At 67.0% G+C, this 25,061-nt stretch carries 28 protein-coding genes; 10 read left to right on the top strand and 18 right to left on the bottom strand.

Translation table 11 applies throughout. The annotated features are described in order from the left end of the window. Positions 1–30: 30 nt before the first annotated feature. Positions 31–606 carry an EndoU domain-containing protein gene (locus ACZ6YV_RS03345; protein ID WP_465508095.1) on the top strand — a complete coding sequence of 192 codons (576 nt, stop codon included), beginning with the start codon at positions 31–33 and terminating at the stop codon, positions 604–606. Between the two features lie 244 nt (positions 607–850). On the opposite strand, the gene ACZ6YV_RS03340 is transcribed toward ACZ6YV_RS03345, so the two are convergent. Beyond that, entirely contained in the window at positions 851–1,135 is a 285-nt protein-coding gene (locus ACZ6YV_RS03340; protein WP_465508094.1) for a helix-turn-helix domain-containing protein, read from the bottom strand. A gap of 277 nt (positions 1,136–1,412) precedes the next feature. Then, a complete protein-coding gene (locus tag ACZ6YV_RS03335) occupies positions 1,413–3,029 on the bottom strand; it encodes an alpha/beta hydrolase (RefSeq protein WP_465508093.1) in 1,617 nt (538 codons plus the stop codon). A gap of 203 nt (positions 3,030–3,232) precedes the next feature. Here ACZ6YV_RS03335 and ACZ6YV_RS03330 point away from each other — a divergent pair, with 203 nt between their 5' ends. Together ACZ6YV_RS03330 and mctP are read left to right on the top strand one after the other, a co-directional pair. Beyond that, positions 3,233–3,511, top strand: a complete 279-nt coding sequence (locus ACZ6YV_RS03330; RefSeq protein ID WP_465508092.1) for a DUF3311 domain-containing protein — start codon at positions 3,233–3,235, stop codon at positions 3,509–3,511. Next, positions 3,508–5,151, top strand: a complete 1,644-nt coding sequence (gene mctP, locus ACZ6YV_RS03325) for a monocarboxylate uptake permease MctP (RefSeq protein ID WP_465508091.1) — start codon at positions 3,508–3,510, stop codon at positions 5,149–5,151. Before ACZ6YV_RS03330 ends, mctP begins: the two co-directional genes overlap by 4 nt. Here mctP and ACZ6YV_RS03320 read toward each other — a convergent pair whose 3' ends face one another. The 5 genes from ACZ6YV_RS03320 to ACZ6YV_RS03300 all read right to left on the bottom strand — a co-directional run bounded on the left by ACZ6YV_RS03320 (position 5,152) and on the right by ACZ6YV_RS03300 (position 9,232). Then, on the bottom strand, positions 5,152–5,316 hold the full coding sequence (locus ACZ6YV_RS03320) for a hypothetical protein (RefSeq protein ID WP_465508090.1): 165 nt from the start codon (positions 5,314–5,316) through the stop codon (positions 5,152–5,154). A gap of 182 nt (positions 5,317–5,498) precedes the next feature. Further along, the gene (locus tag ACZ6YV_RS03315) at positions 5,499–6,422 is read right to left on the bottom strand and encodes a bifunctional helix-turn-helix transcriptional regulator/GNAT family N-acetyltransferase (RefSeq protein WP_465508089.1); all 924 of its coding nucleotides are present in this window, start codon (positions 6,420–6,422) and stop codon (positions 5,499–5,501) included. Between the two features lie 235 nt (positions 6,423–6,657). Continuing rightward, positions 6,658–6,807, bottom strand: a complete 150-nt coding sequence (locus tag ACZ6YV_RS03310) for a hypothetical protein (protein ID WP_005155873.1) — start codon at positions 6,805–6,807, stop codon at positions 6,658–6,660. A 360-nt stretch (positions 6,808–7,167) separates the two neighbouring features. Beyond that, positions 7,168–8,358, bottom strand: a complete 1,191-nt coding sequence (locus tag ACZ6YV_RS03305; RefSeq protein WP_465508088.1) for an AAA family ATPase — start codon at positions 8,356–8,358, stop codon at positions 7,168–7,170. A 112-nt stretch (positions 8,359–8,470) separates the two neighbouring features. Further along, positions 8,471–9,232 carry a MerR family transcriptional regulator gene (locus ACZ6YV_RS03300; protein WP_465508087.1) on the bottom strand — a complete coding sequence of 254 codons (762 nt, stop codon included), beginning with the start codon at positions 9,230–9,232 and terminating at the stop codon, positions 8,471–8,473. A 71-nt stretch (positions 9,233–9,303) separates the two neighbouring features. Between ACZ6YV_RS03300 and ACZ6YV_RS03295 the strand changes: the two genes are divergently transcribed. Both ACZ6YV_RS03295 and ACZ6YV_RS03290 read left to right on the top strand, forming a co-directional pair. Continuing rightward, on the top strand, positions 9,304–10,335 hold the full coding sequence (locus ACZ6YV_RS03295) for a glycerophosphodiester phosphodiesterase family protein (protein WP_465508086.1): 1,032 nt from the start codon (positions 9,304–9,306) through the stop codon (positions 10,333–10,335). 129 nt (positions 10,336–10,464) lie between these two features. After that, positions 10,465–10,971 (top strand): DoxX family membrane protein, encoded by a 507-nt coding sequence (locus tag ACZ6YV_RS03290; RefSeq protein WP_465508085.1) that lies wholly within the window; start codon positions 10,465–10,467, stop codon positions 10,969–10,971. 87 nt (positions 10,972–11,058) lie between these two features. On the opposite strand, the gene ACZ6YV_RS03285 is transcribed toward ACZ6YV_RS03290, so the two are convergent. The 4 genes from ACZ6YV_RS03285 to ACZ6YV_RS03270 form a co-directional block, all read right to left on the bottom strand. Beyond that, entirely contained in the window at positions 11,059–11,430 is a 372-nt protein-coding gene (locus tag ACZ6YV_RS03285; RefSeq protein ID WP_378241951.1) for a YciI family protein, read from the bottom strand. A 99-nt stretch (positions 11,431–11,529) separates the two neighbouring features. After that, the gene (locus ACZ6YV_RS03280; protein ID WP_093935018.1) at positions 11,530–12,333 is read right to left on the bottom strand and encodes an ABC transporter permease; all 804 of its coding nucleotides are present in this window, start codon (positions 12,331–12,333) and stop codon (positions 11,530–11,532) included. Continuing rightward, entirely contained in the window at positions 12,330–13,283 is a 954-nt protein-coding gene (locus ACZ6YV_RS03275; RefSeq protein ID WP_465508084.1) for an ATP-binding cassette domain-containing protein, read from the bottom strand. The genes ACZ6YV_RS03280 and ACZ6YV_RS03275 overlap by 4 nt, the downstream gene beginning before the upstream one ends. A gap of 70 nt (positions 13,284–13,353) precedes the next feature. After that, positions 13,354–14,643 carry an acetyl-CoA C-acetyltransferase gene (locus tag ACZ6YV_RS03270; RefSeq protein WP_465508083.1) on the bottom strand — a complete coding sequence of 430 codons (1,290 nt, stop codon included), beginning with the start codon at positions 14,641–14,643 and terminating at the stop codon, positions 13,354–13,356. A gap of 93 nt (positions 14,644–14,736) precedes the next feature. Here ACZ6YV_RS03270 and ACZ6YV_RS03265 point away from each other — a divergent pair, with 93 nt between their 5' ends. After that, a complete protein-coding gene (locus ACZ6YV_RS03265; RefSeq protein WP_465508082.1) occupies positions 14,737–16,071 on the top strand; it encodes a 3-oxoacyl-ACP reductase in 1,335 nt (444 codons plus the stop codon). 2 nt (positions 16,072–16,073) lie between these two features. Further along, entirely contained in the window at positions 16,074–16,919 is an 846-nt protein-coding gene (locus ACZ6YV_RS03260; protein WP_465508522.1) for a MaoC/PaaZ C-terminal domain-containing protein, read from the top strand. Here ACZ6YV_RS03260 and ACZ6YV_RS03255 read toward each other — a convergent pair. Next, positions 16,902–17,567 carry a TetR/AcrR family transcriptional regulator gene (locus ACZ6YV_RS03255; protein ID WP_465508081.1) on the bottom strand — a complete coding sequence of 222 codons (666 nt, stop codon included), beginning with the start codon at positions 17,565–17,567 and terminating at the stop codon, positions 16,902–16,904. The genes ACZ6YV_RS03260 and ACZ6YV_RS03255 overlap by 18 nt on opposite strands. 126 nt (positions 17,568–17,693) lie before the next feature. Here ACZ6YV_RS03255 and ACZ6YV_RS03250 point away from each other — a divergent pair, with 126 nt between their 5' ends. Beyond that, complete coding sequence (locus tag ACZ6YV_RS03250) at positions 17,694–18,338, top strand: SCP2 sterol-binding domain-containing protein (protein ID WP_465508080.1); 645 nt, start codon at positions 17,694–17,696, stop codon at positions 18,336–18,338. Between the two features lie 86 nt (positions 18,339–18,424). After that, the gene (locus tag ACZ6YV_RS03245) at positions 18,425–19,015 is read left to right on the top strand and encodes an SCP2 sterol-binding domain-containing protein (RefSeq protein WP_465508521.1); all 591 of its coding nucleotides are present in this window, start codon (positions 18,425–18,427) and stop codon (positions 19,013–19,015) included. 109 nt (positions 19,016–19,124) lie between these two features. On the opposite strand, the gene ACZ6YV_RS03240 is transcribed toward ACZ6YV_RS03245, so the two are convergent. Genes ACZ6YV_RS03240 through ACZ6YV_RS03225 form a run of 4 tightly spaced genes read right to left on the bottom strand, consistent with a single transcriptional unit; the run spans position 19,125 to position 22,727 of the window. Further along, positions 19,125–19,607, bottom strand: coding sequence for an FxsA family protein (locus ACZ6YV_RS03240; protein WP_465508079.1), 483 nt, complete (start codon positions 19,605–19,607; stop codon positions 19,125–19,127). Between the two features lie 59 nt (positions 19,608–19,666). Beyond that, a complete protein-coding gene (locus ACZ6YV_RS03235; RefSeq protein ID WP_465508078.1) occupies positions 19,667–20,167 on the bottom strand; it encodes a P-loop NTPase family protein in 501 nt (166 codons plus the stop codon). 2 nt (positions 20,168–20,169) lie between these two features. Next, complete coding sequence (locus ACZ6YV_RS03230) at positions 20,170–22,119, bottom strand: ABC transporter ATP-binding protein (protein ID WP_465508520.1); 1,950 nt, start codon at positions 22,117–22,119, stop codon at positions 20,170–20,172. Between the two features lie 32 nt (positions 22,120–22,151). Continuing rightward, positions 22,152–22,727, bottom strand: a complete 576-nt coding sequence (locus ACZ6YV_RS03225; RefSeq protein ID WP_465508519.1) for a TetR/AcrR family transcriptional regulator — start codon at positions 22,725–22,727, stop codon at positions 22,152–22,154. Between the two features lie 118 nt (positions 22,728–22,845). On the opposite strand from ACZ6YV_RS03225, the gene ACZ6YV_RS03220 reads away from it, so the two are divergent. Further along, positions 22,846–23,106, top strand: coding sequence for a DUF6191 domain-containing protein (locus ACZ6YV_RS03220; protein ID WP_465508077.1), 261 nt, complete (start codon positions 22,846–22,848; stop codon positions 23,104–23,106). A gap of 3 nt (positions 23,107–23,109) precedes the next feature. Here the strand turns inward: ACZ6YV_RS03220 and ACZ6YV_RS03215 are convergent, their stop codons facing one another. Together ACZ6YV_RS03215 and ACZ6YV_RS03210 are read right to left on the bottom strand one after the other, a co-directional pair. Continuing rightward, complete coding sequence (locus tag ACZ6YV_RS03215) at positions 23,110–23,385, bottom strand: hypothetical protein (protein ID WP_465508076.1); 276 nt, start codon at positions 23,383–23,385, stop codon at positions 23,110–23,112. A 21-nt stretch (positions 23,386–23,406) separates the two neighbouring features. Continuing rightward, complete coding sequence (locus ACZ6YV_RS03210; RefSeq protein WP_465508075.1) at positions 23,407–24,951, bottom strand: hypothetical protein; 1,545 nt, start codon at positions 24,949–24,951, stop codon at positions 23,407–23,409. Between the last annotated feature and the right edge of the window lie 110 nt (positions 24,952–25,061).

The raw sequence follows: 25,061 nt of genomic DNA, 5'->3' as shown, positions 1-25,061 counted from the left end.
GTTACCCTCGATGCGACGAAAGGAGCACGAGTGGGCGGCGGGCACGCACCGGGAAACGGGCGGCGGGCGACCAGCGAGTTCCCCGCGGGCTGGACCGACGAGCAGATCATCGCGGTGATCAAGGATGTCGCGAACGATCCGAGTGAACCGCGCCGCAGACAGCACAACGGCCGCTGGCGCTGCGCCGGCGAGCGGTACGGCGTGCACCTGATCGTGCTGGTCGAGGACAACGGCAACGTCAAGACGGGCTATCCGGTGGCGGGTCCCGGCGTGGTCCGCAATCCCGACACCGCGACCGACCCGGCGAACCCGACCGTCGCCGACCTCGCCGCCGGCCGCATCAGCTTCTTCGGTGACAGCCTGCTCGACCAGATCGCCGACCGCGTCGCGCCGGACGTCCTGGCCTTCTACCGCACGCTGCACTGGTCCGGCGAGTGGGAAGAGCTGGCGGACGTCCTCGTCGCCCACGCGGTGAACGAGAACCTGCGGCTCTCCGTGGACGAATACGCGACCCTGGAAAGCCTGCTGAACAGCTTCGACCTGCCTGTCGACGGCTTCCTCTACCTGAACGACCGAGCGCACACCCTGGCCGCCCTGCGCCCCTGACCCGCACTTTCCACTCTCACCCCGCGAACCCTACCCCCCACCCGTCCCTGGGGGGCGTGCCCTGCACCAGCGTATCGGGAGGGGGTGACGGGGTCGGGGTCGAAAGCGCTCGGGGGCGGGAGTTGTCCACAACGGCGGGGCCCTGTGGACAGAGGTGAAGCTGTGGACAGGGGTGAAGGGGACTTTGCCCGCATCCGATGGGGGGAAGCGCCCTTCGCCGCGTCTGACTAGGGGAAAGTCCCCTTCAGCTCGCTTCCGCGACCTCTGCGATGTCCGGGGCGTTGTCCTCGGCGGCCGCCCTCAGCACGTCCAGCGGCAGCCCGACGGCGTCCGCGAGCGCCATCACCGTGAAGAAGGCGGGCGTCGGGATCCGGCCGGTCTCGATCTTCCGGAGCGTCTCCACCGAGATCCCGGCTTCCGCCGCGACCTCGACCATGCTCCGCGACGCCGCCGCGCGCGCGTCCCGGAGCGCCAGCCCCAGCCGTTCGCCGCGTTCGCGTTCCTCGTCCGTCAACGGCACTCGCACCATGAGCCCAATACTAATACCGGTCACACCGTCCATGCCGGAGCCGCCGCGGTAATCCGGGATTACAGCGGCCTGCCGGGCTGAATGTGTCGCGAAAGCCACTTTCAGGACACCGGATGTCCCGAAAGTGGCTTTCGCGACACGTCAAGCCGGCCGGACAGGTGCCATCCCCACCGAGTTACCCCCAGCCTGTGGACAACTCTGTGCACAGGTCTGTGGACCATGCAAAAGAAGGGCCCCGCCGAGCCGAAACTCGACGGGGCCACAATCCCTAGGGGCTTCAGCCGCCCGCGGGCACCGGAAGTGGGAGTCCGGGGAGGCTCTGGTCGTTCGGCACCTTGCCGTCGACGAGGTAGTCCTCCACGACCTTGTCCACACCCGCGTTGCCGCCGGCGTAGATCCCGTGGTCACCTTCACCGGTCACGGTGATCATCCGCGAGTTGGCGAACGCGCGGTGCGCACGGGTCGCGCCCTCGATCGGGGTCGCCGGGTCGTGCACCGACTGGACGATCAGCACCGGCGGGACGCCGCGGCCGTCGAGCTTCGGCAGGTCGACAGGCTTGTTCTTCCAGAAGATGCACGGCTGGATCAGCCAGCCGGCGCCGAGCAGCGGCAGATCGCGGTCGATCAGCTTCTGCGACTGGCGGATGACGCTCTGCCGGTTGCCGGTCCACGGGCCCTCGTTGCAGGGGATGGACCAGAAGCTGGCGTTGTAGGCGTCGCCGTCGCTCGGGACGAACAGCGGCTGCGGGCCGATGACGCCGTCACCGTCCACCGTCTCCGCCTTGACCTTCTGCGCGGCCGTGGCCTTCTGCTGCTGCGACCCGGTGCCCTCGGTCAGCGTCTTCAGGTTGACCAGGTAGTCGGCCAGCGCCGTGAAGTTGCGCTTCGAGTAGAGGTACGACGCGATGGTCGAGTCGAGGGCGTTCGCCGACACCGCGACGCCGTCCACCTCGACAGGGTTCTGCGTCAGCGCGAAGCGGACCTTCTCGTAGCTCTGGCGCGCGGCTTCACCGTTCTTGCCGAAGCCGTAGACCTTGTTGTACTTGCCCATCCACGGCAGGAAGTCCTGACGCCAGCGGCGCTCGAAGCCGAGCGGCTGCCCGTCGAACGAGTTCTGCCAGGTCGTCGTGAACTCGGTCGACGAGTCGAGCAGGAACTTGCCGGTCCGGGTGGGGAACTGCTGCGCGTAGTGCGCGCCCATCCAGGTACCCGCCGAGTAGCCGACCCAGTTGATCTTGTCGCGGCCCAGGAGGACACGCAGCAGGTCGATGTCACGGATGGTCTGGGCGGTGTTGATGAGCGGCCCCAGCTCGCCGGACTTCACCTGGCAGGAGTCCGCCGCGTACTTGGTGGCGTCCAGGATCAGGTTGAGGTTCGCCCGGCTGCGGTCGCGCGGGTCCAGGTCCGAGCCGGTGCCGATCGCGTTGCCGCAGGTGATGTTGGTGCTCTTGCCGGTGCCGCGCGGGTCGAGACCGATGATCTCCTGGTTCACGCGCAGCTTCGTCTGGTTGCGCAGACGGGCCGGGAAGTTGCGGCCCGGAGCGCCGGGGCCACCCGGGTTCGTGATGACACTGGCCGTCGCGTTGCCGCTGGTGGCGGCGAGGCGGCTGACGGCGATCGTCAGGTCGATGTTCTCGTTCGACTTGTACCAGTTGCGCGGCGAGCGATAGGTCGCGCACTCGATGTTCTCGGCCCCGGGAGGCGGCGCGGACGGCAGCTCGTTGGCCGCGCACTTGTGCCAGTCGAGCTTCTGGTTCGTGTACTGCCCCGGAATGTTGGTGGAGTTCAGAGGCTGCTGTTTGGCAGCCTCCGGTCCTGCGAACGCAGGAGTGAACCCGGCCAGCATGGTGCCGGCGACAGCCGGGATCACCACCGCATAGCGGAGTTTCTTCATCCGATGCCCCTTTGATCTTGCGTGCGAAGTTCCTGTTCGCGCCTGCGGCTATTGATATCCGGCGGGGAGCGGGACGGCAACCGCCCTTCGTCGGATGGGGCGCCGCTGATCAAATCGATATCAGGCACGCGTGACCCGGGTGGGCGAGAGGTTCTAGGGTCATCGGGTCCATCCGGGGTTACGGGAATGTTAGGTGAGGTCCGATGGCGTCAGGTAAGGCAGACGGGAAGGTGAGGGGCTTTCAGTTCAGCCCGTGGAACCTCCTGCTGATCATCCCGTTGCTGGTGCTGATCACGTCCTTGTTCAACACGGACGGCCCTCGGCTGTTCGGGATGCCGTTCTTCTACTGGTTCCAATTCGTGTTCGTCGCCGTCGGCGTCCTGTGCACCGGGATCGTCTTCGTGATGACCAAGGACAAGCCGACCAGTGAGCGGCCCGACCGGCTGTCCGTGGACGAACTCGACGAGGGGGACGTCAAGTGAGCAACATCCAATGGCCAGAGCTGATCATCTTCACGGTCCTCTTCGCGGTGGTCACCGTGCTCGGCTTCGTCGCCTCACGCTGGAAGGCCGGCAACACCCTCGACCACCTGGACGAATGGGGCCTCGGCGGCCGCAAGTTCGGTTCGTGGATCACCTGGTTCCTGCTCGGCGGTGACCTCTACACGGCGTACACCTTCGTCGCCGTCCCCGCGCTGATGTTCAGCGCCGGTGCGATGGGCATGTTCGCGCTGCCGTACACGATCATCGTCTACCCGATCGTGTTGATGCCGGCGCTGCGCATGTGGTCGGTCTCCCGTGTCCGCGGCTACGTCACGCCTGCCGACTTCGTCCGCGGCCGGTTCGGCTCGCCGACGCTGGCGCTGCTGATCGCGATCACCGGGATCATCGCGACGATGCCGTACATCGCGCTGCAGCTCGTCGGCCTCGAAGCGGTGCTCCGGACCATGGGCATCAACGGCTCCGGCATCGTCGGGCACCTGCCGCTGCTGGTCGCCTTCATCATCCTGGCGGTCTACACCTACCAGTCCGGCCTGCGCGCGCCCGCGCTGATCGCGTTCGTCAAGGACATCCTGATCTACCTCGTGATCATCGTGGCGATCATCTACCTGCCCTCGAAGCTCGGCGGCTGGTCGGCGATCTTCGACACGGCGCAGGCGAAGTTCGACAAGACACCGTCGAAGGCGGACGGCATCCTGCTCAACGCGAACAACCAGTTGCAGTACGCCACCTTGGCGCTCGGTTCGGCGCTCGCGCTGTTCCTGTACCCGCACTCGCTCACCAGCGTGCTCGCTTCGCGCGGCCGCAGCGTGATCAAGCGGAACATGGTCGCGCTTCCGGCGTACTCACTGGTCCTGGGCCTGCTGGCGCTGCTCGGCTACGTCGCGATCAGCGCGTCGGTCTCCCCGATCACCAACAACGCGACCGGCAAACCCGACACGAACACCGTCGTCCCGGTGCTGTTCGACTCGCAGTTCTCGTCGTGGTTCGCCGGGATCGCGTTCGCCGCGATCGGCATCGGCGCGCTGGTGCCCGCGGCGATCATGTCGATCGCGGCGGCCAACCTGTGGACCCGCAACATCTACAAGGAGTACATCAAGAAGAACGCGACGCCGGGTCAGGAGGCGAAGCAGGCCAAGCTCGCTTCGCTGATCGTGAAGTTCGGCGCGGTGGCGTTCATCCTGTTCATCGACCCGCAGTTCTCGATCGACCTCCAGCTCATCGGCGGGGTGCTGATCCTGCAGACGCTGCCCGCCGTGGCGATCTCGCTCTACACGCGGTGGTTCCACCGCTGGGGCCTGATCGCGGGCTGGATCGTCGGCATCGGCTGGGGCCTGATCATGCTCTACAACATCCCGAACGCGGCGACAGGCAAGTCGCACTTCGGCGGCTCGGCGCTGGCGCTGGACAAGCTGTCGATCTTCGGCTGGCACCCGCTCAGCGGTTCGCAGCTGCAGATCTACGTCGGCTTCGTCGCGCTGGTGGCGAACCTGCTGATCGCGGTGATCTTCACGGTGATCGCGCGGCAGATGAAGGTCTTCAACGGCACGGATGACACCGAGCCCGAGGACTATCACGCCGACGAGCACGACAAGGATCTCCGCGAAATCGGCGTCCACTAGTCAGCTTTGCGATGGGGCCGCGTCCAGTCTGGACGCGGCCTTTCTCGTGGCCGCGGTCGCCGTCTGATACAGGACGAGCCCGTTCAGCAGGTGCCAGACGAAATGCGTCCCGGCGGGGAAGTTCCCGCAGACGGTGTGGTCGGCCGTGCGGAACGAAAGGGACACGCCGAAGACGCCCGCCGCGAGGGGGTGCGAAGGAACTACCGGTCAGGAGGACGGCGTAGTGGCCGTCCGGGCAGCGCCCGGAAACGGAGATCATGCCCGGCGTCAGGTTGTCCACGAAGTCGATCGAGCCGACTCCGACCACGGATCGCCGCTCGCAAGTGGGGCAGTAGACGACGAACATGTCACAGCTCCAGCCGCCAGGTCTGTCCTGTCAGCTCGTAACCGAAGCCCGGGATCGTCTCTTCGCTCACCAGCTGGAAGCCGACCTTCTGGTAGACCGCCCTCGCCGCGTCCAGCAGTGAGACCGTCCAGAGTTCGATCGCCGCGTAGCCGGACGCCCTCGCGAACTCGACGCATTCGGTGACCAGGCGTTTCCCGACCCCGTGCCCCCGGGCGGCCGGTTCGAGCAGCAGCATCCGCAGCTTCGCGGTGGTGCCGTCTTCGCCGGCCATGCAGAAGACGCTGCCGACGCGTTCCCCGTCGAGTTCGGCGATCCAGCCCGCTTGGCGGGGCTCGCCACGCTTGTCGACGTAGTCCGCGACGACGCGGGCGACGAGGGCTTCGAAGCGTTCGTCCCAGCCGTACTCGCGGGAGTAGAGGGCGCCGTGGCGGTGGACCACCCAGCCGAAGTCGCCCGGCCGAGGCGGGCGCAGGACCAGTGTGGGAGCCGGCGCGCGCTCGCCGACCAGCGAGGTGATCGTGCCCATCGCCCCGAGAAGCCGCTCCTGCTCGTCGTCGCCGAACCGGCCGAGCAGCGAGCCGATCCGGCCCACCGATCGTTCGTCGAGGTCGGCGAAGGCCTTTCGGCCGTTCTCGGTCAGCCGGACGATCTGACGGCGGGCGTCCTCGTCACTGCGTTCGCGTGTGAGGAGGCCGCGTTCTTCGAGCTTCGCGAGCAGCCTGCTCGCGTATCCGGCATCGAGATCCAGACGTTTACGCAGGTCGGTGACCTGAGTCGGGTCCTGCTGCGCGATTTCGAAGATGACCCTGGCCTCGCTCAGGGAGTACTCGGCGTCGGCCGGTCCTTCGTCGAGGACGCCGATCACGCCGGTGTACAGGCGGTTGAAGGCCCGGACAGTCGCCACCCGGTCCGCGGATCGATTCATTTGACCACCTCAACATATTTATTGACGGAGTCAAGTATTACGCCGCGAAGCGGTGAAGGCAAGAAATCTTTCAGGGGGTGGACATATGGAAACCCCGTGATGCTGCCAGGTCGGGGGTCCGCCAGCATCACGGGGTCGTAGTGGGTATCGACGTCGCGTTCCGCGGCGTTACACCTCACGCACTATGTGTCGTAGGTCACTCGAATGGGCGACACCTACAACGGTTGTTGTCAGATCAGCGCATGTGCGTGTGATGCGCCTGCGAGATAGCGATGAGCTCCTGACGAACGGTCGCGGTGGCCGCGGTGTCGATCGCCCGGTTCAGGGCCCGGCGAGTGCGAGCCTCGGCGCGACGGGCTCGGAGCTTGGCGGCGATGTTGTTCATCGGTTTAAGTCATCCCCTTGAGGGTCTTGTGTCTCGGTGGCTGTGCTTCTAGTATGCACTCTTTTTCACAAGGAAGCCAACGATTATCCGGTGACTTGGCACACTTGCCGATGAATCATCGGCAACTTGAGGTGAAATCCGAAGGGATTTGGTGTCGCCGGTCACTTCTTGATAACGCTGAGCGTCTCTGGCGCCGTTCCGATACGGCCTCATGCACCCGAATGGAGCAGCTCAGGGGTGTCTGCCGAAGGCGTAGAGCACCTTCGGCTCGAGTGCCGAGGTTTCATCGGCGCGCGAAGGTCCGCCGCGTAGTCCCCTATACGGCTTTCTAGCTTCTTTTCTAGAGAAGACCAGAGAGGCTTAGTCCCGGCCGAGCAGGTAGTGGCCGAAATGCGGGACGGTGAAGGCGATGTGCCCGCGCTCGGCGGAGTAGACCAGGCCCTTCTTCATCAAGCTGTCCCGCGCCGGCGACAGCGATGAAGGCTTCCGCCCCAGGTAGACGGCCACGTCGGCGGTACCGGCCTGCTCGTCCCGGCCCTGCGTCAGCTCGGCCATCGCGAGCAGGTACTCACGTTCGGCGGGTGTCGCGCGCTCGTAGCGGGAGCCGAAGAAGCCGACGGCGAGTTCCGATTCGGCCTCCGGAGCGGCGACCTGGACGTCCTTCACGGTGATCGGGTCGGCGGGTGCGGCGTCCCAGGCGGCCTTGCCGTACGCCTGGATGAAGTACGGGTAGCCGCCGGACGCGTCGAACAGGGCGTCCAGCGCCTCCGGTTCGATGCCCGCGTCTTCGCGTTCGATGGGTGCCATCACCGCGAGGTCGGCGTCTTCGCGCTCAAGCCTGTCGATACGCGCGTAGCGGAAGAGGCGTTCCGAGTACGACTTCGACGCCGAAAGGACGGCGGGCACGTGCGGCAGTCCCGCGCCGACCACGACCAGCGGCGCCCCGGACTGCGAAAGTTCGTGGCAGGCGGCGCAGAGCGCGGAGACGTCCTCGGGCAAAAGGTCCTGGATCTCGTCGATCAGCAGCGCGACCCCGGTGCCGACGTCGGCCGCGAGCTCCGCGACCTCGGTGAACAGCTCGACCAGGTCGATCTCGCTGTCGCCCGAATCGGCGCGGCCTTGCGCGGCGGGCACGTCGATGCCGGGCTGCCAGCGGTCACGGAGTTTCGCGTCCGGCTTGTTGGCGCGCAGCGCGAACGCCTTGAGCACGCCGAGCACCTGCTCGACCCGGTCCGGCGCACGGTGGCGCACGGCGAGGTCGCGGATCGCGCGGTGCAGCGCGGCCGAGAGCGGCCGCCTGAGTTCGGTGTCCGGGCGGGCTTCGATCTTGCCGGCGCCCCAGCCGTGCTTGATCGCCTTCGAGCGCAGTTCGCCCAGCAGCACGGTCTTCCCCACGCCGCGCAGGCCGGTCAGCATCAGGCTGCGTTCCGGTCTCCCGCGCGCGACCCGTTCGAGCACGACCTCGAAGGCCTGGAGCTCGCGCACGCGACCTGCCAGCTCGGGCGGCCGTTGACCGGCGCCCGGAGCGAAGGGGTTGCGGATGGGATCCACTCTCACAAGCTATCGGCGTTTCTAGCGCGGACCCGATATTGGGTGATAGAGGGATAGGCGTGTCGCGGCGGGTTACTCCGAGTGGACGGGTCTGCAGCCCCGTCCCTCGTTCTTACTCACTCAGGTTGCGTTCCGCGTAGATCTTCATCGCGTCACGGATGTATTCCGCGGTGCCGGAGCCGTGCTTCTCGTCGTACTGCCCGTAGCGCGGGTCGTCGACGTACAGCTGCCCGAGACCGGCGAAGTAGCCCTTCGACACGGCTCGTACAGCCGGGCGGAGCCACTCGTACAGCCGTTGCGTGATCGCCTGGGCCTCGTCACCGTCCGCGGGCAGACCCTGGGCGTGGGCCTCGCCGAACGCGGCCGCGACGTCCTTCTGCTCCTGCTGGTGCGCCTTCTTGTCCTCGGCGCTCAGCGACTTCCACCACCGGTCACCCTGCTTGTAGGCGTCGGCGCCCCAGCGTTCGGTGACCTCCTTCTCGTACTTCGTGTGGTCGAAGCCGTCGAACACTTCCGTTGCCATCAGTTGTTCACCTCTCTCTGTCTTTTCCAAGGTCGTCCTGACCGATTCGATCTGCCGTCCGAGCCGCTGTCGCTCCTGCTCCAGCCACGTCAGGTGCGTGCGTAGCGCCGCCGTCGTGTCCCGCTCTCCTTCGAGCACTTCGGCGATCGCGGGCAGGCTCAGCCCGAGCTCGCGAAGCAGCAGGATCCGTTGCAGCCGCACCAGCGCGTCCTGGTCGTAGTAGCGGTATCCGTTGTTCCCCACCCGGCTCGGTTCGAGCAGCCCGACGTCGCCGTAGTGGCGCAGCGTGCGGCTCGTGGTCCCGGCCGAGCGGGCGAGGTCCTGGATCGACCACTCCTTCTCGTTCGGCATGTTCACGAAGGTAGAGGTTGACGTAGCGTCAAAGTCAATCGAAGTTCACCCGGCCGTGGCATGGTGCCCTGATGAAGACATTCGCGCTGGTCGTGGCCGCTGCGCTGACCCTGGGCGCGGCCGGGGTCGCCGACGCGCATCCGCGTCGAGCCTTCGACATCCAGGCTCACCGCGGCGGGCTCGGCCTCACGGTGGAGAGCACGCTCGCGTCGTTCGGCAAGGCGATGGAGCTCGGGGTGACCACGCTCGAACTCGACCTCCAGATCACCAAGGACGGTCGCGAGGTGATCACCCACGACCGCAAGACGACAGCCGCGAAGTGCCGTGACACCGCGCCCGCGACGCCCGGCGACCCGGCGTACCCGTACGTCGGCAAGTACGTGAAGGACCTGACGTTCGCGCAGGTCCGGACGCTGGACTGCGGTTCGATCCGGCAGCCCGCCCACCCTGGCCAGACGCTCTCCCCCGGCGCCAAGATGCCGACGCTCGCCGAGTTGTTCCAGCTCGCGCGTGACCATCGCGCCTGGGGCGTCAAGTTCACCATCGAGACCAAGGTCGAGGCCGCCGCGCCGCAGGAGACCGCGCCGCGTGAGCAGTTCGTCCAGCGGGCGGTGCGCGAGATCCTGCGCGGCGGGTTCGCGCACAACGTCACCGTCCAGAGCTTCGACTGGGGCTCGTTGATGCTGCTGCGCAAGGTCGCGCCGTGGATCCCGACGGTCGCGCTGACCCAGCCGGAATTCCTCCAGGTCGGGCAGCCCGGCAAGTCGCCGTGGCTCGGCGGGCTCGACATCGACGACTTCGGCGGCAGCCCCGTCCGCGCGGTGAAGTCGTTCGGCGCGAGCGCGCTCTCCCCGGTGCACGGCAACCCCCAGGGCGGCAAGGTCGGCGACCCCGACTACCGGCCGTTCACGACGAAGGCGCTGGTCACCGAGGCACATCGCGCCGGGATCAAGGTCGTGCCCTGGACGATCGACGACCCGGCCACCATGCACAAACTCATCGACGACGGTGTCGACGGCCTCATCACCGACTACCCGGACCGCCTGCGCGAGGTCGCGGCCGACCGCGGCTTCAAGCTGCCGAGGGCGTATCCGGCCCGCTAGCAAAATCTAGCGCTGTCTAGTGCCAGAGAAATATTCCGGGATACTCCGTTAGCGCGGTTCGGCGGAGTGGCGGGCGGGAAGACTGGGGATAGGTTTGTTTCCCGGGTCCGGATCAGAAAGGTTACGACCGTGATTCTCCGTCGCGTCGCACGTCCGCTCCTCGCCGCGATCTTCGTTTCCGGCGGGATCGGCGCGCTGAAGGACACCCAGGGGCACGCTAAGGCCGCGGAGCCGTTCCTCACCGAGTCCTTCGACAAGCTGGAGGGCGTGGTGCCGGAGGCGGTGCCCCGCGATCCCGCCACCCTCGTCCGGATCGACGCCGCGGTGAAGGTCGGCGCCGGGCTCGCGCTCGCCGCCGGCAAGGCGCCGCGCCTGGCCTCACTCCTGCTGCTCGGCAGCCTCGTCCCGACGACGCTGGCCGCGCACCGGTTCTGGGAGATCAAGGAACCGGCCGAGCGTCAGCAGCAGCAGATCCAGTTCATCAAGAACGCCGGCCTCGCCGGCGGCCTGCTGCTGGCCGCCGCAGACACCGCCGGCAAGCCTTCGCTCGGCTGGCGTGCCAAGCGGGCCGCTTCCAAGACGGAGAAGCGCGCCGAGAAGCTGGCGAAGAAGGCCGAGAAAGCCATCAGCAAGTAGCTCGGCTCCAGGCAATGTCATGAATGTCCCTTTCCTGACGAAAAACGTCAGGAAAGGGACATTCATGACACTTGCGGGCCCGCGGGGTCACTCGGTCAAGGCGGCGATGTCTTCCATCTCGACGACCGTGCGGACCTCGACCTCGATCTCGTCGAACAGCGCCGCGTAGGTCTCCGCGAAAGCCACGGCCTCCGCCAGGTCCTTCGCGTTGATCAGCGCGAACCCGCCGATGACCTCCTTGGTCTCGGTGAACGGGCCGTCGGTCGCGGTGATCTTGCCGCCGCGCACCTTGCGGACCTTCGCGCCCCGCTCCGAGGGGTGCACGCCCTCCGCCGTGATGAGGATGCCCTTCTTGAACGAGTCCTCGACGAAGGCGCCCATCTGCTCGATGAACTCCTTGCTGGGGTTCCAAGCTTCCGGGGCGCTCTCGTCCAGCCGGTGCATCATCAGAAACCGCATCGTTGCTCCTCAGTGTCTTGGCGAGGCTGTTTCTACCTCGCCTTCACCGACGCGTCGAGCGGCTCGACGGCGGTTCGACATTTCGTTCAGAAAATATTTCTAGCGGCTCGCGACCTTCTTGTACTGGGCCGTCGCCAGCGGCGCGAAGATCGCGATGATGGCGATGCAGCACAGGATCGCGTACAGCGAGGCGTGCTCGGCGGGCCAGCCTGTCGGGGCCACGCCGAAGCGGTTCCCGAACAGGTCACGGGCCGAGTTGATCACCGCGGTGAACGGGTTCCAGTCGGCGATCGCCTTCAGCACACCCGGCAGCTTGTCCGCCGGGACGAACGCCGTCGAGATGAAGCTCAGCGGGAACATCCACATCAGCCCGGCGCTCTGTGCCACCTCGACACTGCGCGCGACGAGCCCGATCCACGCGCCGACCCAGGACAGCGCCCACGCGAACATCAGCATCACCAGGTAGCCGAGCACCGCGTCGAGGAAGCTGCCGCGGATCCGCCAGCCGACGAGCAGCCCGCACAGCGACATGACGACCAGCGCGACCACGCTGATCACCAGGTCGGACGTCGTCCGGCCGAAGATCACCGCGAGGCGCGAGATCGGCAGTGAACGGAACCTGTCGATGATGCCCTTCTGCAGGTCGTTCGCGAACCCGATCACGGTGAACGCCGAGTTGAACGCGACCGTCTGCGCGAAGATCCCGGCGATCAGGAACTCGCGGTACGCGAGCCCGCCCGCCTCCCCGCCGATCGCGTCGCCGAAGACGTACGCGAACAGCAGCACGAACATGATCGGCTGCAGCGTCGCCGCCATCAGCCAGTCCGGGTTGCGCTGGACGTTCTTCAGGTTCCGCCAGGTGATCACGCCACCGTCGGAAAAGGCCTTCGCGACCGCGCTCACTTCTTGTCCCCCTCGTCCGTGGCGTGCCCTGTCAGCGAAAGGAAGACGTCGTCGAGCGTCGGCCGGTGCAGCGCGACGTCCTGGACGGCGACGCCCTGCGCGTCCAGCCGCCGTAGCGCCTCGATCAGCGCCTTCGGCCCGCCCTCGACCAGGACGTCGACCTTGCGGGTGTGCTCGTCGACCGACGGCGTCCCCGAACCGACCTCGGCGAGCACCTGCGTGGTCGCGGCGAGGTCGTCGGCGGAGGCCACGACCAGCTCCAGCCGCTCGCCGCCGATCTCCTGTTTGAGCTCGTCGGCCGTGCCGCGTGCGATGACCTTCCCCTTGTCGATCACCACGATCGAGTCGGCGAGCTGATCGGCCTCCTCCAGGTACTGCGTGGTCAGCAGGACCGTGGTGCCGTCGGCGACGAGCTCCTTGATGACGTCCCATGTCTCGATCCGGCCGCGCGGGTCGAGCCCGGTGGTCGGTTCGTCGAGGATCACCACCGTCGGCTCGGCGACCAGCGCGCCCGCGAGGTCGAGCCGCCGCCGCATACCCCCGGAGTACGTCTTGGCAGGACGGTCCGCCGCGTCCTCCAGCCGGAACCGCGAAAGCAGCTCACGCGCCCTGGCCTTCGCCGCGGCCTTCTTGCTCCCGTACAGCCTGCCGACCATGTACAGGTTCTCGAACCCGGTGAGGTTCTCGTCCACGGCGGCGTACTGCCCGGACAGCCCGATCGAGCGCCGGACGGCGTCGGGCTGGGCCAGCACGTCATGCCCGGCCACCTCCGCTTCGCCCGAATCCGGGCGGAGCAGCGTGGTCAGGATGCGGACCGTCGTCGTTTTGCCGGCGCCGTTCGGCCCCAGTAGTCCCAGCACCTTGCCCGTCGGGATCGACAGATCGACCCCGTCGAGCGCCCGGGTGGAACCGTAGGTCTTGACCAGCGCTTTCGCCTGAACTGCGAACATGCGGACAAACTAGACCCCGGCACCGACAAAGGCACCGGGGTTTTTCCCGGATCTGCTCCAGGCGAACGGACTACTTCTCGAGGATCGCGGTGACGCCCTGGCCGCCCGCCGCGCAGATCGAGATGAGTCCGCGGCCGGATCCCTTCTCGCTCAACAGCTTCGCGAGGGTGGCGACGATGCGGCCGCCGGTCGCGGCGAACGGGTGCCCGGCCGCCAGCGACGAACCGTTGACGTTCAGTTTCGCCCGATCGATGGAGCCGAGCGGCTCGTCGAGGCCCAGCTTCTCCTTGGCGAACGCCGGGTCCTCCCACGCCTTGAGGGTGGCGAGCACCTGCGAAGCGAAGGCCTCGTGGATCTCGTAGAAGTCGAAGTCCTGCAAGGTGAGCCCGGCGCGCGTGAGCATCTGCGGGACGGCGTACGCGGGCGCCATCAGCAGGCCCTCGTCGCCGTGGACGTAGTCGACGGCCGCGGTCTGCGAGAACGTCAGGTACGCCAGCACCGGCAGCTTCCGCGCCTTCGCCCACTGCTCGGTCGCGAGGAGGACCGTCGACGCGCCGTCGGACAGCGGCGTCGAGTTGCCCGCGGTCATCGTGCCCTCGGGGCCACCGAAGGCGGACTTCAGCTTCGCGAGCTTCTCGACACTGGACTCCGGGCGCAGGTTCTGGTCGCGGGCCAGCTTGAGGTACGGCGTCACCAGGTCGTCGAAGAAGCCCTTGTCGTACGCGGCGCCGAGACGCTGGTGGCTGGTCGCGGCGAGTTCGTCCTGCGCCTCGCGCGTGATCTCCCAGACCTTCGCGGTCAGCGCCGCGTGCTCGCCCATGGACAGGCCGGTGCGCGGCTCGGAGTTGCGCGGGATCTCGGGGACGATGTGCCCGGGACGCAGCTTCGCGGCGAGCTTCAGCCGTTCGGGGAGCGTCTTCGCGGCGTTGAGCTGGACGAGGATCTGGCGCAGGTCGTCGTTGACGGCCAGCGGCGCGTCGGACGTGGTGTCGACGCCGCCCGCGATGGCCGAGTCGATCTGGCCGAGCGCGATCTTGTTGGCGACGTTGACGATCGCCTGCAGGCCGGTGCCGCAGGCCATCTGCACGTCAGACGCTGGGGTGGCGGGGTTCAGCCTGCTGCCGAGGACGCTTTCGCGGGCGAGGTTGAAGTCGCGGGCGTGCTTGAGCACCGCGCCGGCGGCGACCTCGCCGATCACCTCGTCCTGCAGGGAGAAGCGGCTGACCAGGCCGTCGAGGGCGGCCGTGAACATGTCCTGGTTCGACGCCTTCGAGTACGGACCGTTCGAACGGGCGAAGGGGATCCGGTTGCCGCCGATGATCGCTACCTTGCGCACGGGTGCCGTCCTTTTCGTGGCCATTTTTTTCCACTCCTCCGTAGGCTCTCTCACACTGTAACCTACTAGCGAGTAGGTTAGAATGCGACGTGATGGAAACTGCACGGGAGGCACGTAATGGCTGACAGGTACCAGCAGTTCACGAAATCCCCGGTGGGGAAGTTCGTGGTGCCGAAGCTCGGCCTGCCGAACCCCGCGACGCTCCGCCGGTACAAGCCCGGCCAGTCCGCTCTCGAGGGTCCCGCGCTTCTCGGCGCCGCGCCGGGCGGCCGCCTCGAAAAGGTGATCGAGGCGCAGCTGAACCGTGCGGGTGTCGACGTCATCTCGACGGCGGCCGACAAGCACGCCGCGCTCGTCTTCGACGCGACAGGCGTGAAGGACCCGAAGCAGCTTCGCGAGGTCTACGACTTCTTCCACCCGGTGATCCGGAGCGTCGGGCCGTCGGGCCGTGTCGTCATCCTCGGAACGCCGCCCGAGCTGGCCGAAGGGCACGAGCGGATCGCCCAGCGCGCGCTCGAAGGCTTCGTCCGTTCCGTCGGTAAGGAACTGAAGCGCGGCGCGACCGCTCAGCTCGTGTACGTCGCCGAAGGAGCCGAAGAGGCTACTGAGTCCACGCTCCGCTTCCTGCTGTCGGCTAAGTCCGCCTTCGTCGACGCCCAGGTCATCCGCGTCGGCACCGAGACCAAGACCGCTTCCGCCCCGGCGGACTGGGCGAAGCCGCTCGACGGCAAGGTCGCCCTGGTCACGGGCGCTTCCCGCGGCATCGGCGCCGCCATCGCCGAGGTGCTGGGCCGCGACGGCGCCCACGTCGTCGCGCTCGACATCCCCGCCCAGGGCGCGGATCTGTCGAAGGTGGCCAACAAGGTCGGCGGCTCGGCACTGCAGCTGGACATCACCGCCGCCGACGCGCCGGAGAAGCTCGCCGAGTACCTGACCACGCGCCACGGCGGCGTCGACATCGTCGTGCACAACGCGGGCATCACGCGGGACAAGACGCTGGGCAACATGACCGAAGGCGGCTGGGACTCGGTCATCGCGGTCAACCTCGCGTCGCAGCTCGCGGTGAACGAGAAGCTGCTGGCGGACAAGGTGCTGCACGAGAACGGCCGGATCATCGGCGTCTCGTCGATCGCGGGCATCGCGGGCAACGTCGGCCAGACCAACTACGCCACCAGCAAGGCGGGCGTCATCGGCATGGTGGACGTCGGCGCGCCGAAGCTGGCCGAATACGGCGGCACGATCAACGCTGTCGCGCCCGGGTTCATCGAGACCAAGATGACCGCCGCGGTGCCGCTGTTCATCCGCGAGGGCGGGCGGCGGCTGTCCAGCCTCGGCCAGGGCGGGCTCCCGGTCGACGTCGCCGAGACGATCGCCTGGTACGCGAACCCGGCTTCGGCCGCTGTCAACGGCAACGTGGTCCGCGTCTGCGGCCAGGCACTGCTGGGGGCATGAGGATGGCGGTCAAGGAACTCCACGAGTCGCCGAGCCTGTCTTCGCTGTACCCCAAGGCGTTGCTCGGCTCGCTGCGCAAGGGCGACGGGAACGCGCTGCCGTCGACCGAGTTCGTCCGCGAGGGCGTCGTCGTCGACCCGGCACACCTCGCCGCGTACAACCAGGTGTGCGGATTCCGGCTGGACGACGTGCTCCCGGCGACGTATCCGCACATCCTCGCGTTCCCGCTGCAGATGGCGCTGATGACCGAGGCCGACTTCCCGTTCCCGCTGCTGGGCATGGTGCACGTCGCCAACCGGATCACCCAGCACCGGCCGCTGCGGCTCGACGAGTCGTTCACCCTGCGGGTGCGCGCCGAGGATCTGCGCCCGCACGAAAAGGGCAAGCAGTTCGACGTGATCAGCGAGCTGCTCGTCAACGACAGCCCAGTGTGGACGGACGTCAGCACCTACCTGCGCCGCGGTGGCGGCAGCGGCGAGAAGACCTCGCGCGGTCAGCTCTCGCAGCCGTCGCCCAACGCCCTCTGGCACGTGCCCGGCGACATCGGCCGCCGGTACGCCGAGGTCTCCGGCGACCGCAACCCGATCCACCTGCACCCGATCACCGCGAAGGCCTTCGGGTTCCCGGCCGCGATCGCGCACGGCATGTGGACGAAGGCGCACGCGCTCGCGGCGTTCGAAGGCAGGCTTCCGGAGGCCTTCGCCGTCGACGTCAAGTTCAAGCAGCCGGTCCTGCTGCCCGCCAAGGTGGCCTTCACCTCATGGAGCGAAGGTGACGGCTGGGCTTTCGAGCTGTGGAACGCGCGCAAGCCGAAGCCGCATCTGGAGGGCTCAGTCGTCGCTCTCTGACGGCTTCCAGATCTCGCCCTCGACCAGGTCGTTGAACCCGAGCCAGACCAGGTTCATCAGCCACGAGGCGAGCACGCCGTCGGAGACATCGGGGTGGTCGAGCGCCCAGTCGGCCAGCGACTCGGCCGCCCCGACCAGCGCGGCGGACAGCCCCGCGCCGGAGAACTCGGCCTGCTCGCCGAGGCCCTTGCGGGTGCCCGCGGAGACGACCAGCGCGGCGACCAGCTCGATCGCGCGGGTGCGCATGTCGGTGATCTCCGCGGCGAAGGCGCCGCCGACGGTCATGGCCTGGCGGTGCAGCACCGTCCAGGACTCGCGATACTCGGCGACGAACCGGTAGAACGCGCGGAGCCCGTGCCAAAGCTGCATGTCGGGCGGCAGATCGGGTTTGATCCCGGCCTGTACCGCCTCCAGCAGCCTGGTGGCTTCGCGGCGGATGCACGCGCCGAAGAGGTCTTCCTTGGACCCGAGGTAGGTGTAGATCATCGGCTTGGACACGCCGGCGACCTCGGAGATCTCGTCCATCGACGCGGAGTGATAGCCGTAGCGCGAGAACACCGAGACCGCTGCGTCCAGGATCTGGCGTTCCCGCACCGCTCTCGGCAGCCTTTTGGCGCGTTCGGCGGGACGCGGTACTTCCTCGGTCAACTCAGGACCTCCCATTAGTCGCGTAAGACGCTACCGGGCCCCTTCGGGCAAAGGTGATTTCGGCACGCTTGCCCGCCTACCTACTCACGGGTAGCCTTACGCTCGGGTAGGCGAGGTGGAGGGAAAATGACCGAGATCGTGGGGCTGACCGGCCGCGCGCTGGTCGACGCGCTGGAACGGATCGAGCCGGATTCGGCCGAGGCGCACTCTCTCGACGTCAACGAAGTCGCGGGCGCCATCGACCCGAAGGACCTCGGCAAGGACGACGTCCGGCGGCTGCTGACCGCGCTGGGACGGCTCGCGGAGTCCGCTCCGGCGTTCGACCTCCGCAAGGTCGACCCGGCTCGGTTCGCGAACCTCGTCGCGCGGGCTTCGCGTACGCAGCTTGAGAGCGTCGTCGCCGAACGGCCGCTTCGCGAGCGGGTGCTGCGCGAGATCTTCGACCGCATGGGCGCCCATATCCGGCAGGACCGGGCGAAGACGCTGCACGCCGTCGTCCACTGGCGGCTGTCCGGCGGCACCGGCGACGGCGGCTTCGACCGCTACGAGACGGTGATCTCGCACGGCGAGTGCACGGTCGACCGGGACATGCGGGAGAAGCCGAGGGTGACGATCACGATCGCACCCGTCGATTTCTTCCGGCTCATCACCCATCAGGCGACACCCGCTGTGCTATTCGTCACGGGAAAGATCAAAGTAAAAGGTGACCTGGCATTCGCGGCGGGCCTGATCGGTTTCTTCGACCTTCCGAGAACACACGAGCCGTCCTGAACCCGGCCGAGCAGATACACTTCCGTGCCGTGCCCCGAAATTCTCCGAACCGGCGCTGGCGGGACAAGGTACGCCTTTCCCGTCCCTTGCGACTGCACAAGACACGCACCGCGGGCGAGCACGTCATCAACGCTTTCGCGGAGAAGCTCGAACTCGCCAAACTGAGCCCGGAGCAGTTCACACAAGTGCTGGAAACCCTGCACATGCTGGGTGAAACCGGCGCGGGCATCGAGTTGAGCTCGCTGGAGACCGAGGTGCTCGTCGACGTCGTGCAACGCGCGTCGCGGGAGCAGCTCAAGGCGATCGCCGACCACTCGGAACTGCGCTCGGCGTTCCTCGACGAGATTTTCCGCAGAATGTCAGACCATTTCGTTCCCGAACGCGCGCGGCATGTCGACTTCGTCGTCGCTTGGCGTTTCACCGATGGTGACGGGGAAGACGGTTTCGATCGCTTTCAAACGGTCATCGAAGACGGCGTCTGCGTTTCGAGCATCGATCTCGCGCGCACTCCGGACACCACCATCACGCTGTCCGTCGACGACTTCATCCGGATGGCCACCGGCAACGCGGCGGTGGCGGCGATGTTCGTGACCGGCAAGGTGAAGGTGAAGGGCGAGTACGCGCCGGCCGTGCGGTTCAGCGGCTACTTCGACATCCCTAAGCCGAGCGGGAACTGAAGGACGTTCTTCTTCGAGCGCAAGGAGAATCTTCCTGCGTCGGTCAGCTTAGACACTAGCTTAGACATTGGAGTCTAGTGGCGAAGCTAGTGTCTAAGCTGGGCGGCGGTCAGCCCTCGACGATGCGGCCCTCGATCACCGGCGGCTGCTTCTTGACGGCCTCGGCGGGCGGCGTGTCCGTGACGACCTCGCTGTCCACCACCATCACCGGCCCGCGGGCGCGGTTGGCGAACTTGACCGCTCGGCCGGCCATCCGCTTCTGCCAGACCTTGCGCGCGACACCGCGGGTCGGCGGCAGGATCAACAGCAGGCCGATGACGTCGCTGACGAAACCGGGCAGCAGGATCAGCAGGCCGCCGAGGCCGATCAGCATCCCATCGGTGAGTTCCTTCTCCGCGTCGGCGGGGCGGCCGAGGCGCGCGGACTCGGCGAACGCCCGGAAGGCGCGGCCGCCTTCGCGGCGCGCGAGCCAGGACCCGATGAACGCACCGGCGAAGAGCAGCGCGATCGTGCCGAGCACACCGATGGCCGAGCCCACCGCCCACACGGCGGCGATCTCGGCGACGACATAGAGCAGGAACGCGACAGCCATACCCGGACAACGTACGGCTTGCCCGTTTTGCTCCCGAACCCCCGATACGGTGACCTGGGTCAACCGAATCGGCGCAGGAACTCCTCCGCCTCGCCTGGCCTGGTCAGCACGATCCGCCGTGCGTGCGCCCCCTGCTCCGCGAGTCGCCGCACCGTCCGCTCCCGGTGGTGCTTCGGCCAGCGCCAGACGTAGAGGCCGAACTCCAGATCCAGCCTTTCGGGGCAGCCGGGCGCCTGCTTGTCCTGGCCGTATTCGCGCAGGGTTCGCACCAGCACCCGCCGGAGGCAGACGCGGCGCGGGTAGTCGAGGAAGACGATCGTGTCCGCTCGCGGGAGCCGGAGATGCATCGACGACCCGTAGTTCCCGTCGAGCACCCAGGAGTCGGACGCGATGATCTCCTGTTGCGCGGCGTGGAACTCGGCGTCCGGCGCCGGTGTCCACCCCGGCCGCCAGTAGAGCCGGTCGAGGTGGGTGACGGGGAGGTCGAGCGCGGCGCCGAGCCGTCGCGAGAAAGTCGACTTCCCGGCGCCGCTGCAGCCGACGACCATGACCCGCCGCATCGTCAGCCGACGGCTTCGTCGAGGTACGCCGCGGCCTGCAAGGTGAACAGGTCGGCGTAGCCCGCCTTCGCCGCCATCAGCTCGTCGTGTGTCCCGTACTCGGCGACCTTTCCGTGCTCCAGCAGCAGGATCCGCTCCGCCTGCCGGACGGTCGAGAACCGGTGCGAGATGTACAGCGTCGTACGCCCCTCCGAAAGCTCCCGCAGGCGCGAGAAGAGGTCGTGTTCGGCCTGGGCGTCCAGCGCGGACGTCGGTTCGTCGAGGATCAGGATCGGCGCTTCCCGCAGGAACGCCCTCGCCAGCGCGATCTTCTGCCATTCGCCGCCGGAAAGGCTGACGCCCTGGTCGAACCAGCGGCCGAGCGGGCTGTCGTACCCGGTGGGCAGGCGCTCGATCCGGTCGTCGGCACCGGCCCGCTTCGCCGACTCCTCGATCCGTTCCCGGTCGACGAGGTGGGTCAGGTCGCCGAGGCCGATGTTCTCGGCCGCGGTGCCCTGATACGTCACGTAGTCCTGGAACATCGCGCTGATCCGCTTCCGCAGCTCCACCGGGTCGTACTCGCGGATGTCGACGTCGTCGAGCAGGATCCGCCCGCCCGTCGGGTCGTACAGCCGGCACAGCAGTTTGAACAGCGTCGACTTCCCTGCTCCATTTCGGCCGACGACGGCGACCGTTTCGCCAGGCAGGATCTCGAAGCTCACGCCGTCGAGGGCGGGTTCGGCCGCCCCGGGATAGGTGAAGGACACTTCTTCGAACTGGATGTGTCCCTCCACAGTGGACGGAAGGGGACGCGGCTCCGGCGGCGCGACGATCTCCGGTTCCGTGCCGAGGAAGTGGTAGAGCGTGTCGAGATAGAGATTGTTTTCGTACATCCCGGAAAACGCCAGGAAAAGGCCTTGGACGGACGTCTGCACCGACGCCGCGGCGGCCGTGTACAGCGCGAGATCGCCGAGCGTGAGCCTGCCGCCGACGGCCTCCAACGCGATGTACAGCGCGATCGCGGATCCGGCGGCGGTGCTCAGCAGGCCCCAGGACGTCGAACTGATGCTGCGCTTGCGGGTGAGTGTCCGCTGGCGGTCGTAGAAGACCTGGCCGAGTCGCTGGAACCGGTCGACGAAGTACGGGCCGAGGCCGAAAAGCTTGGTCTCCTTGGCATAGGTGTCCGTGGTGACCAAAGAGGACAGATAGTCCATCCGCCGTTTCAGCGGTGACATCATCAACGTCAGCCAGAACGCGCGGGCGCCGTATTTCGACTGCGAGATGAACGCGGGGATCGGTGCCACGAGCGCGACGAGCGCGAGCAACGGGCTGATCGAGACGAGCAGCGCGATCATGCTGCCGAAGGTGATCATCGTCCGGATCAGGCCCAGCGCCGAGTTCATCATCGACAGCGGCCGGGTCGGCGCCTCCTGCGCGGCCTGGCGCAGCATGTCGTAGGACGCGGAACCTTCGAAGTACGACAGATGCAGCTTGCTCGCGTGGTCCATCACCTGGTGGCGGATGGTCAGCGTCATCCGTTCCTGCAGCAGCGCCTGACCGTAGGTGGTCAGCGCCTGCGAGAGTGCGGTCAGCACGAGGACGCCGAACTGGAACAGCGCGACACCGACGATCGCGTTCTTGGAGCCGTGGCCCTGGATCGCGGCGACCACCGAGTCGATCAGCAGCTTCGCGACATACGCGGTCGCCGTGGGCAGCAGACCGGAAAGCAGGGTCACCGCGGTGATCGTGATGGTCAGGAACGGGCTTGCCTGCCAGGTCAGCTTCGCGACCTTGGGCAGCCCGCGGACCGTGCCCGCGATGTTGACCCACATGCGGCTGAGCCGGGACTTCAGGTCTTTCGGGAGGGCTTCGGGTTCGGGCTCCGGGATGTCGACCGGGCCGGTCAGCCCGCTGTCGGGCACCGTCGACGGCGGGCGTCGTCGTCTGCCGCCCCGTGCCAGCAGCATCTCGATGCCGCCACCGCCTCCTCCGGGCGGGCCGCCGATCACGCGGCCTCCACGGCGCCGTTGAGGAAGACGTCGACGAGTTCCATCGTGGTGGGTTCGTCGCCGTTCGCGTCGAACCGCATCCGGCCGCTGAACAGCAACGACAAGAAGAGCGCCGCCAGTTGCGACGCCGGCAGCCGAAGCCGTTTCTGCTCCGGTTCGAACAGTTCGGCCATGGCGTCGCGCATCACGGTCATCGACTCCCGGCGCCGGTCCCTGCCGTCGCCGGGGTCGTGGCGGTGCTCGGGTCGCCTGCCGGAGCCGTGCATGACCGCCATCAGCGCGCCCATCCGCTGGAGGTGCGCGCTGAGCGCGTCGGCCGCCTCGACGAGCCTGTCGTCGAGGGGTTGTTCGAGGTCGATCACCGCGATGGCGTCGAGCACCTGGTCGGGCTTCAGCGCTTCGGCGAAGCAGGTGGCGAAGAGTTCGTCCTTGTCCTTGAAGACACGGAAGACCGTGCCTTCGCCGATCCCGGCGGCGCGGGCGATCTGGCTGGTGGTGACGCCGGCGCCGTGCTCCACCATCAGCGGCAGCACGGACTGGACGATCATCCTCCGTCGCTCTTCGGGGCTCATCCCCGGCGCTCTCCGCCGGGTGGGTGTTTCGGGGGTCGTCATGCCGTCCAGTGTGCGGAGTGAGTGCTCACTCCGTCAACTGATTAACGATCGCGGTATCTTCGGGCGCAGGGAGCCGATGGTCTTCGCGATCTCCATCCCCGGCGGCGAGAAGCTGCCGTGGCGGCGCAAGAAGTCCGAGGTCGAGAACCGGATGGCGACGGCTCTCGGCATGGAGGAGCTGTTCGCGTTCTACTACGCGAGCAAGCGCGACGAGATGGAGCAGAAGCGCGTCGAGATCATGCTGCGCGACGAAGACGCCGACGGTGCTCCGCCGCGAGGCCGGGTCGACCTCGACGCCGGTGTCGCGCGCATCCAGCTGCCACCCCAAAGCGCTTGAGGGTCATTCGTCCTCGACGGCGTGCAGGATCAGCTTGGTGAGATGTGGTCGCCACGCATCGGGGATGAGGTCCGGCAGGGTCGCGCAGGACGCGATGTCGGCGGCGACGATGACCGGCTGATTGGTCACGCCGGAGAACATGGCGCGGTCGCGTTGGTCGTCACTGGCCAAGACCTTGAGGGCTTCCTTGTGGAAGGACTCTCCATCCGTGTCGTCGGAGCGGCCCCACAACTCCTCGCGGCTTGGGTTCATGAAGTCCATCTCGAGCACTCCAGACATTGGGCCACCCTTTCGCTCAGCCTAACTCATGTATCGCTTGACTACGGAATTCTGAAGGCGTTGATAGCACTTATGGAACAGCACCCTTCGGCCGAACAGGTATACGGCCATGGCGGAGAGTGAGATCGTGCAAATCAGTACGCCGACTCGTGAAAAACTGTCGACGAGAAGCGCGGACCAGCCTGTGGTGGCGGCCTCCACCGCGCGGTTGATCATCGTGCTGACCAGCGTGTAGAAGGTCGAGAGGCCGACGAGCAGCAGGCCGACACGGTTCACCAGGGGAATCCGTGAGCGAATTTCTTGCTGGAAAGCCTTCGAAAACCAGATCGAGGCGAAACCGGGCAGCGCGACGAACAGAGCGGTGATGTTGGTTCCCGCGGTGGTGGTCATCACGAGCGCGTCCCAGGCGCTCCAGAACAACCAGAGGAAGGCCGCGGAGAAGAAGCAGAGCCACGTCGCGGCCGCCGTCGTACCCGGCGGCCGTTCGCGGACGTAGGCGTACGCGTAGAGAAGATGATCGCTCGTCGCGGCCTCTCGAAGATTGCGGCCGTAGAGGTGTGCGACCGGTCCTCCGGCGTCCTTGTGGCCGAGCGTCTGCGCGTCGTTCTCGGCGCAGAACTTGTCGAGCGCCTTTTCTTGATCCTTCTGTGGTTTTCGAAGGGTGTTCTGAAGGACGAATCTCTGTTCTTCGAAGTAGGTGCCGGTCGGCGACGGCATCGTGAAGTGGTAGCTGCGGCAAAAGCTGTGCATCGACAGCGGCACCCAGAACCTGAAGGGCTCCTGCCCGACCGCACGGCGAGCCCATTCAACCGAGCGTTGGAGGAGCCTGCGGCCGCGCAGCGGGCTTCCCTTCGATGGAGCCGGCGGGTACTCCGCGGCGAACCGGGTTCGGTAGGAGAGAGTCAGACGCGCGGTTTGCCCCGGATGTCTCGTCAGGTGGACCCACGACAGGTGACGGGTCGCGACATAGCGGCCGAGCACTTCGATCCGCTCCAGCGTTCCAGGGTGCAGAAGAAGCCCTGATTTGCTGGCTTCCCGCAGCTTGCGGATGGACTTCCTGGCATTCTGTGATGCTTCGCGCTTGTTCGCCGTCGGCAACGACAGGTACTGACGTTTCGCTTGCTCGATACGGTTTCGCTCTTGGTCGTCAAGGCCGTTGGGGGCGATGTCGACGAGCGCCCAAAGGACTTTGAGGAGCCAGGTTGTCCGCTCTCCCCACTCTGTACGGCCGCAGACGTAGAGCTGTTCTCTTTTTTGATCTTCCACGGTGAAGTCCGTCATGAGTCTGCCGCGGCGCATGACGTGAATCGGAACCACCAGAACCGGGTTGGCTTCGTTGAAAGCCTTGATGAAATCGGGGTCGTCGACTTTCGGGTGACCCGGCAAGGCTTCGGCGAGTGTCGGCAGATGCCAATCCAGGATGAGTCTTCGCCGGCATTCCCCATGATCGATTTCGACATGCTCGATAACGCGCGCGAACGGGCCCTCTTCGCCTTGGACCAGTCGAAGCGCCAGCGCGGTGGAGTATGCCTTGGCGATTTTCTCGATCAACGCGTCGTCGGTCATTTCGAGCCCTCCCCGGCCTGCGACTTCCCGTCTTCCTGAGTTGGGTGTCGAGGGCTCGGACGACTCTGTTACGCGACGTGATGACGCCGTTAACTCGGAGTTGTCAGAGA

The organism is Amycolatopsis sp. NPDC102522, assembly GCF_055584485.1.
The sequence above is the reverse complement of the archived record's forward strand: the minus strand, read 5'-3'. Positions and strand labels throughout refer to the sequence as shown.

Coding starts and splice junctions, on each gene's coding strand:
- ACZ6YV_RS03340 (WP_465508094.1), bottom strand. CDS start 1,135: ATGGTGCGAGTGCCGTTGACGGACGAGGAACGCGAACGCGGCGAACGG.
- ACZ6YV_RS03335 (WP_465508093.1), bottom strand. CDS start 3,029: ATGAAGAAACTCCGCTATGCGGTGGTGATCCCGGCTGTCGCCGGCACC.
- ACZ6YV_RS03330 (WP_465508092.1), top strand. CDS start 3,233: ATGGCGTCAGGTAAGGCAGACGGGAAGGTGAGGGGCTTTCAGTTCAGC.
- ACZ6YV_RS03315 (WP_465508089.1), bottom strand. CDS start 6,422: ATGAATCGATCCGCGGACCGGGTGGCGACTGTCCGGGCCTTCAACCGC.
- ACZ6YV_RS03310 (WP_005155873.1), bottom strand. CDS start 6,807: ATGAACAACATCGCCGCCAAGCTCCGAGCCCGTCGCGCCGAGGCTCGC.
- ACZ6YV_RS03300 (WP_465508087.1), bottom strand. CDS start 9,232: ATGCCGAACGAGAAGGAGTGGTCGATCCAGGACCTCGCCCGCTCGGCC.
- ACZ6YV_RS03295 (WP_465508086.1), top strand. CDS start 9,304: ATGAAGACATTCGCGCTGGTCGTGGCCGCTGCGCTGACCCTGGGCGCG.
- ACZ6YV_RS03285 (WP_378241951.1), bottom strand. CDS start 11,430: ATGCGGTTTCTGATGATGCACCGGCTGGACGAGAGCGCCCCGGAAGCT.
- ACZ6YV_RS03275 (WP_465508084.1), bottom strand. CDS start 13,283: ATGTTCGCAGTTCAGGCGAAAGCGCTGGTCAAGACCTACGGTTCCACC.
- ACZ6YV_RS03270 (WP_465508083.1), bottom strand. CDS start 14,643: ATGGCCACGAAAAGGACGGCACCCGTGCGCAAGGTAGCGATCATCGGC.
- ACZ6YV_RS03265 (WP_465508082.1), top strand. CDS start 14,737: ATGGCTGACAGGTACCAGCAGTTCACGAAATCCCCGGTGGGGAAGTTC.
- ACZ6YV_RS03260 (WP_465508522.1), top strand. CDS start 16,074: ATGGCGGTCAAGGAACTCCACGAGTCGCCGAGCCTGTCTTCGCTGTAC.
- ACZ6YV_RS03250 (WP_465508080.1), top strand. CDS start 17,694: ATGACCGAGATCGTGGGGCTGACCGGCCGCGCGCTGGTCGACGCGCTG.
- ACZ6YV_RS03240 (WP_465508079.1), bottom strand. CDS start 19,607: ATGGCTGTCGCGTTCCTGCTCTATGTCGTCGCCGAGATCGCCGCCGTG.
- ACZ6YV_RS03235 (WP_465508078.1), bottom strand. CDS start 20,167: ATGCGGCGGGTCATGGTCGTCGGCTGCAGCGGCGCCGGGAAGTCGACT.
- ACZ6YV_RS03225 (WP_465508519.1), bottom strand. CDS start 22,727: ATGAGCCCCGAAGAGCGACGGAGGATGATCGTCCAGTCCGTGCTGCCG.
- ACZ6YV_RS03220 (WP_465508077.1), top strand. CDS start 22,846: ATGGTCTTCGCGATCTCCATCCCCGGCGGCGAGAAGCTGCCGTGGCGG.
- ACZ6YV_RS03215 (WP_465508076.1), bottom strand. CDS start 23,385: ATGTCTGGAGTGCTCGAGATGGACTTCATGAACCCAAGCCGCGAGGAG.
- ACZ6YV_RS03210 (WP_465508075.1), bottom strand. CDS start 24,951: ATGACCGACGACGCGTTGATCGAGAAAATCGCCAAGGCATACTCCACC.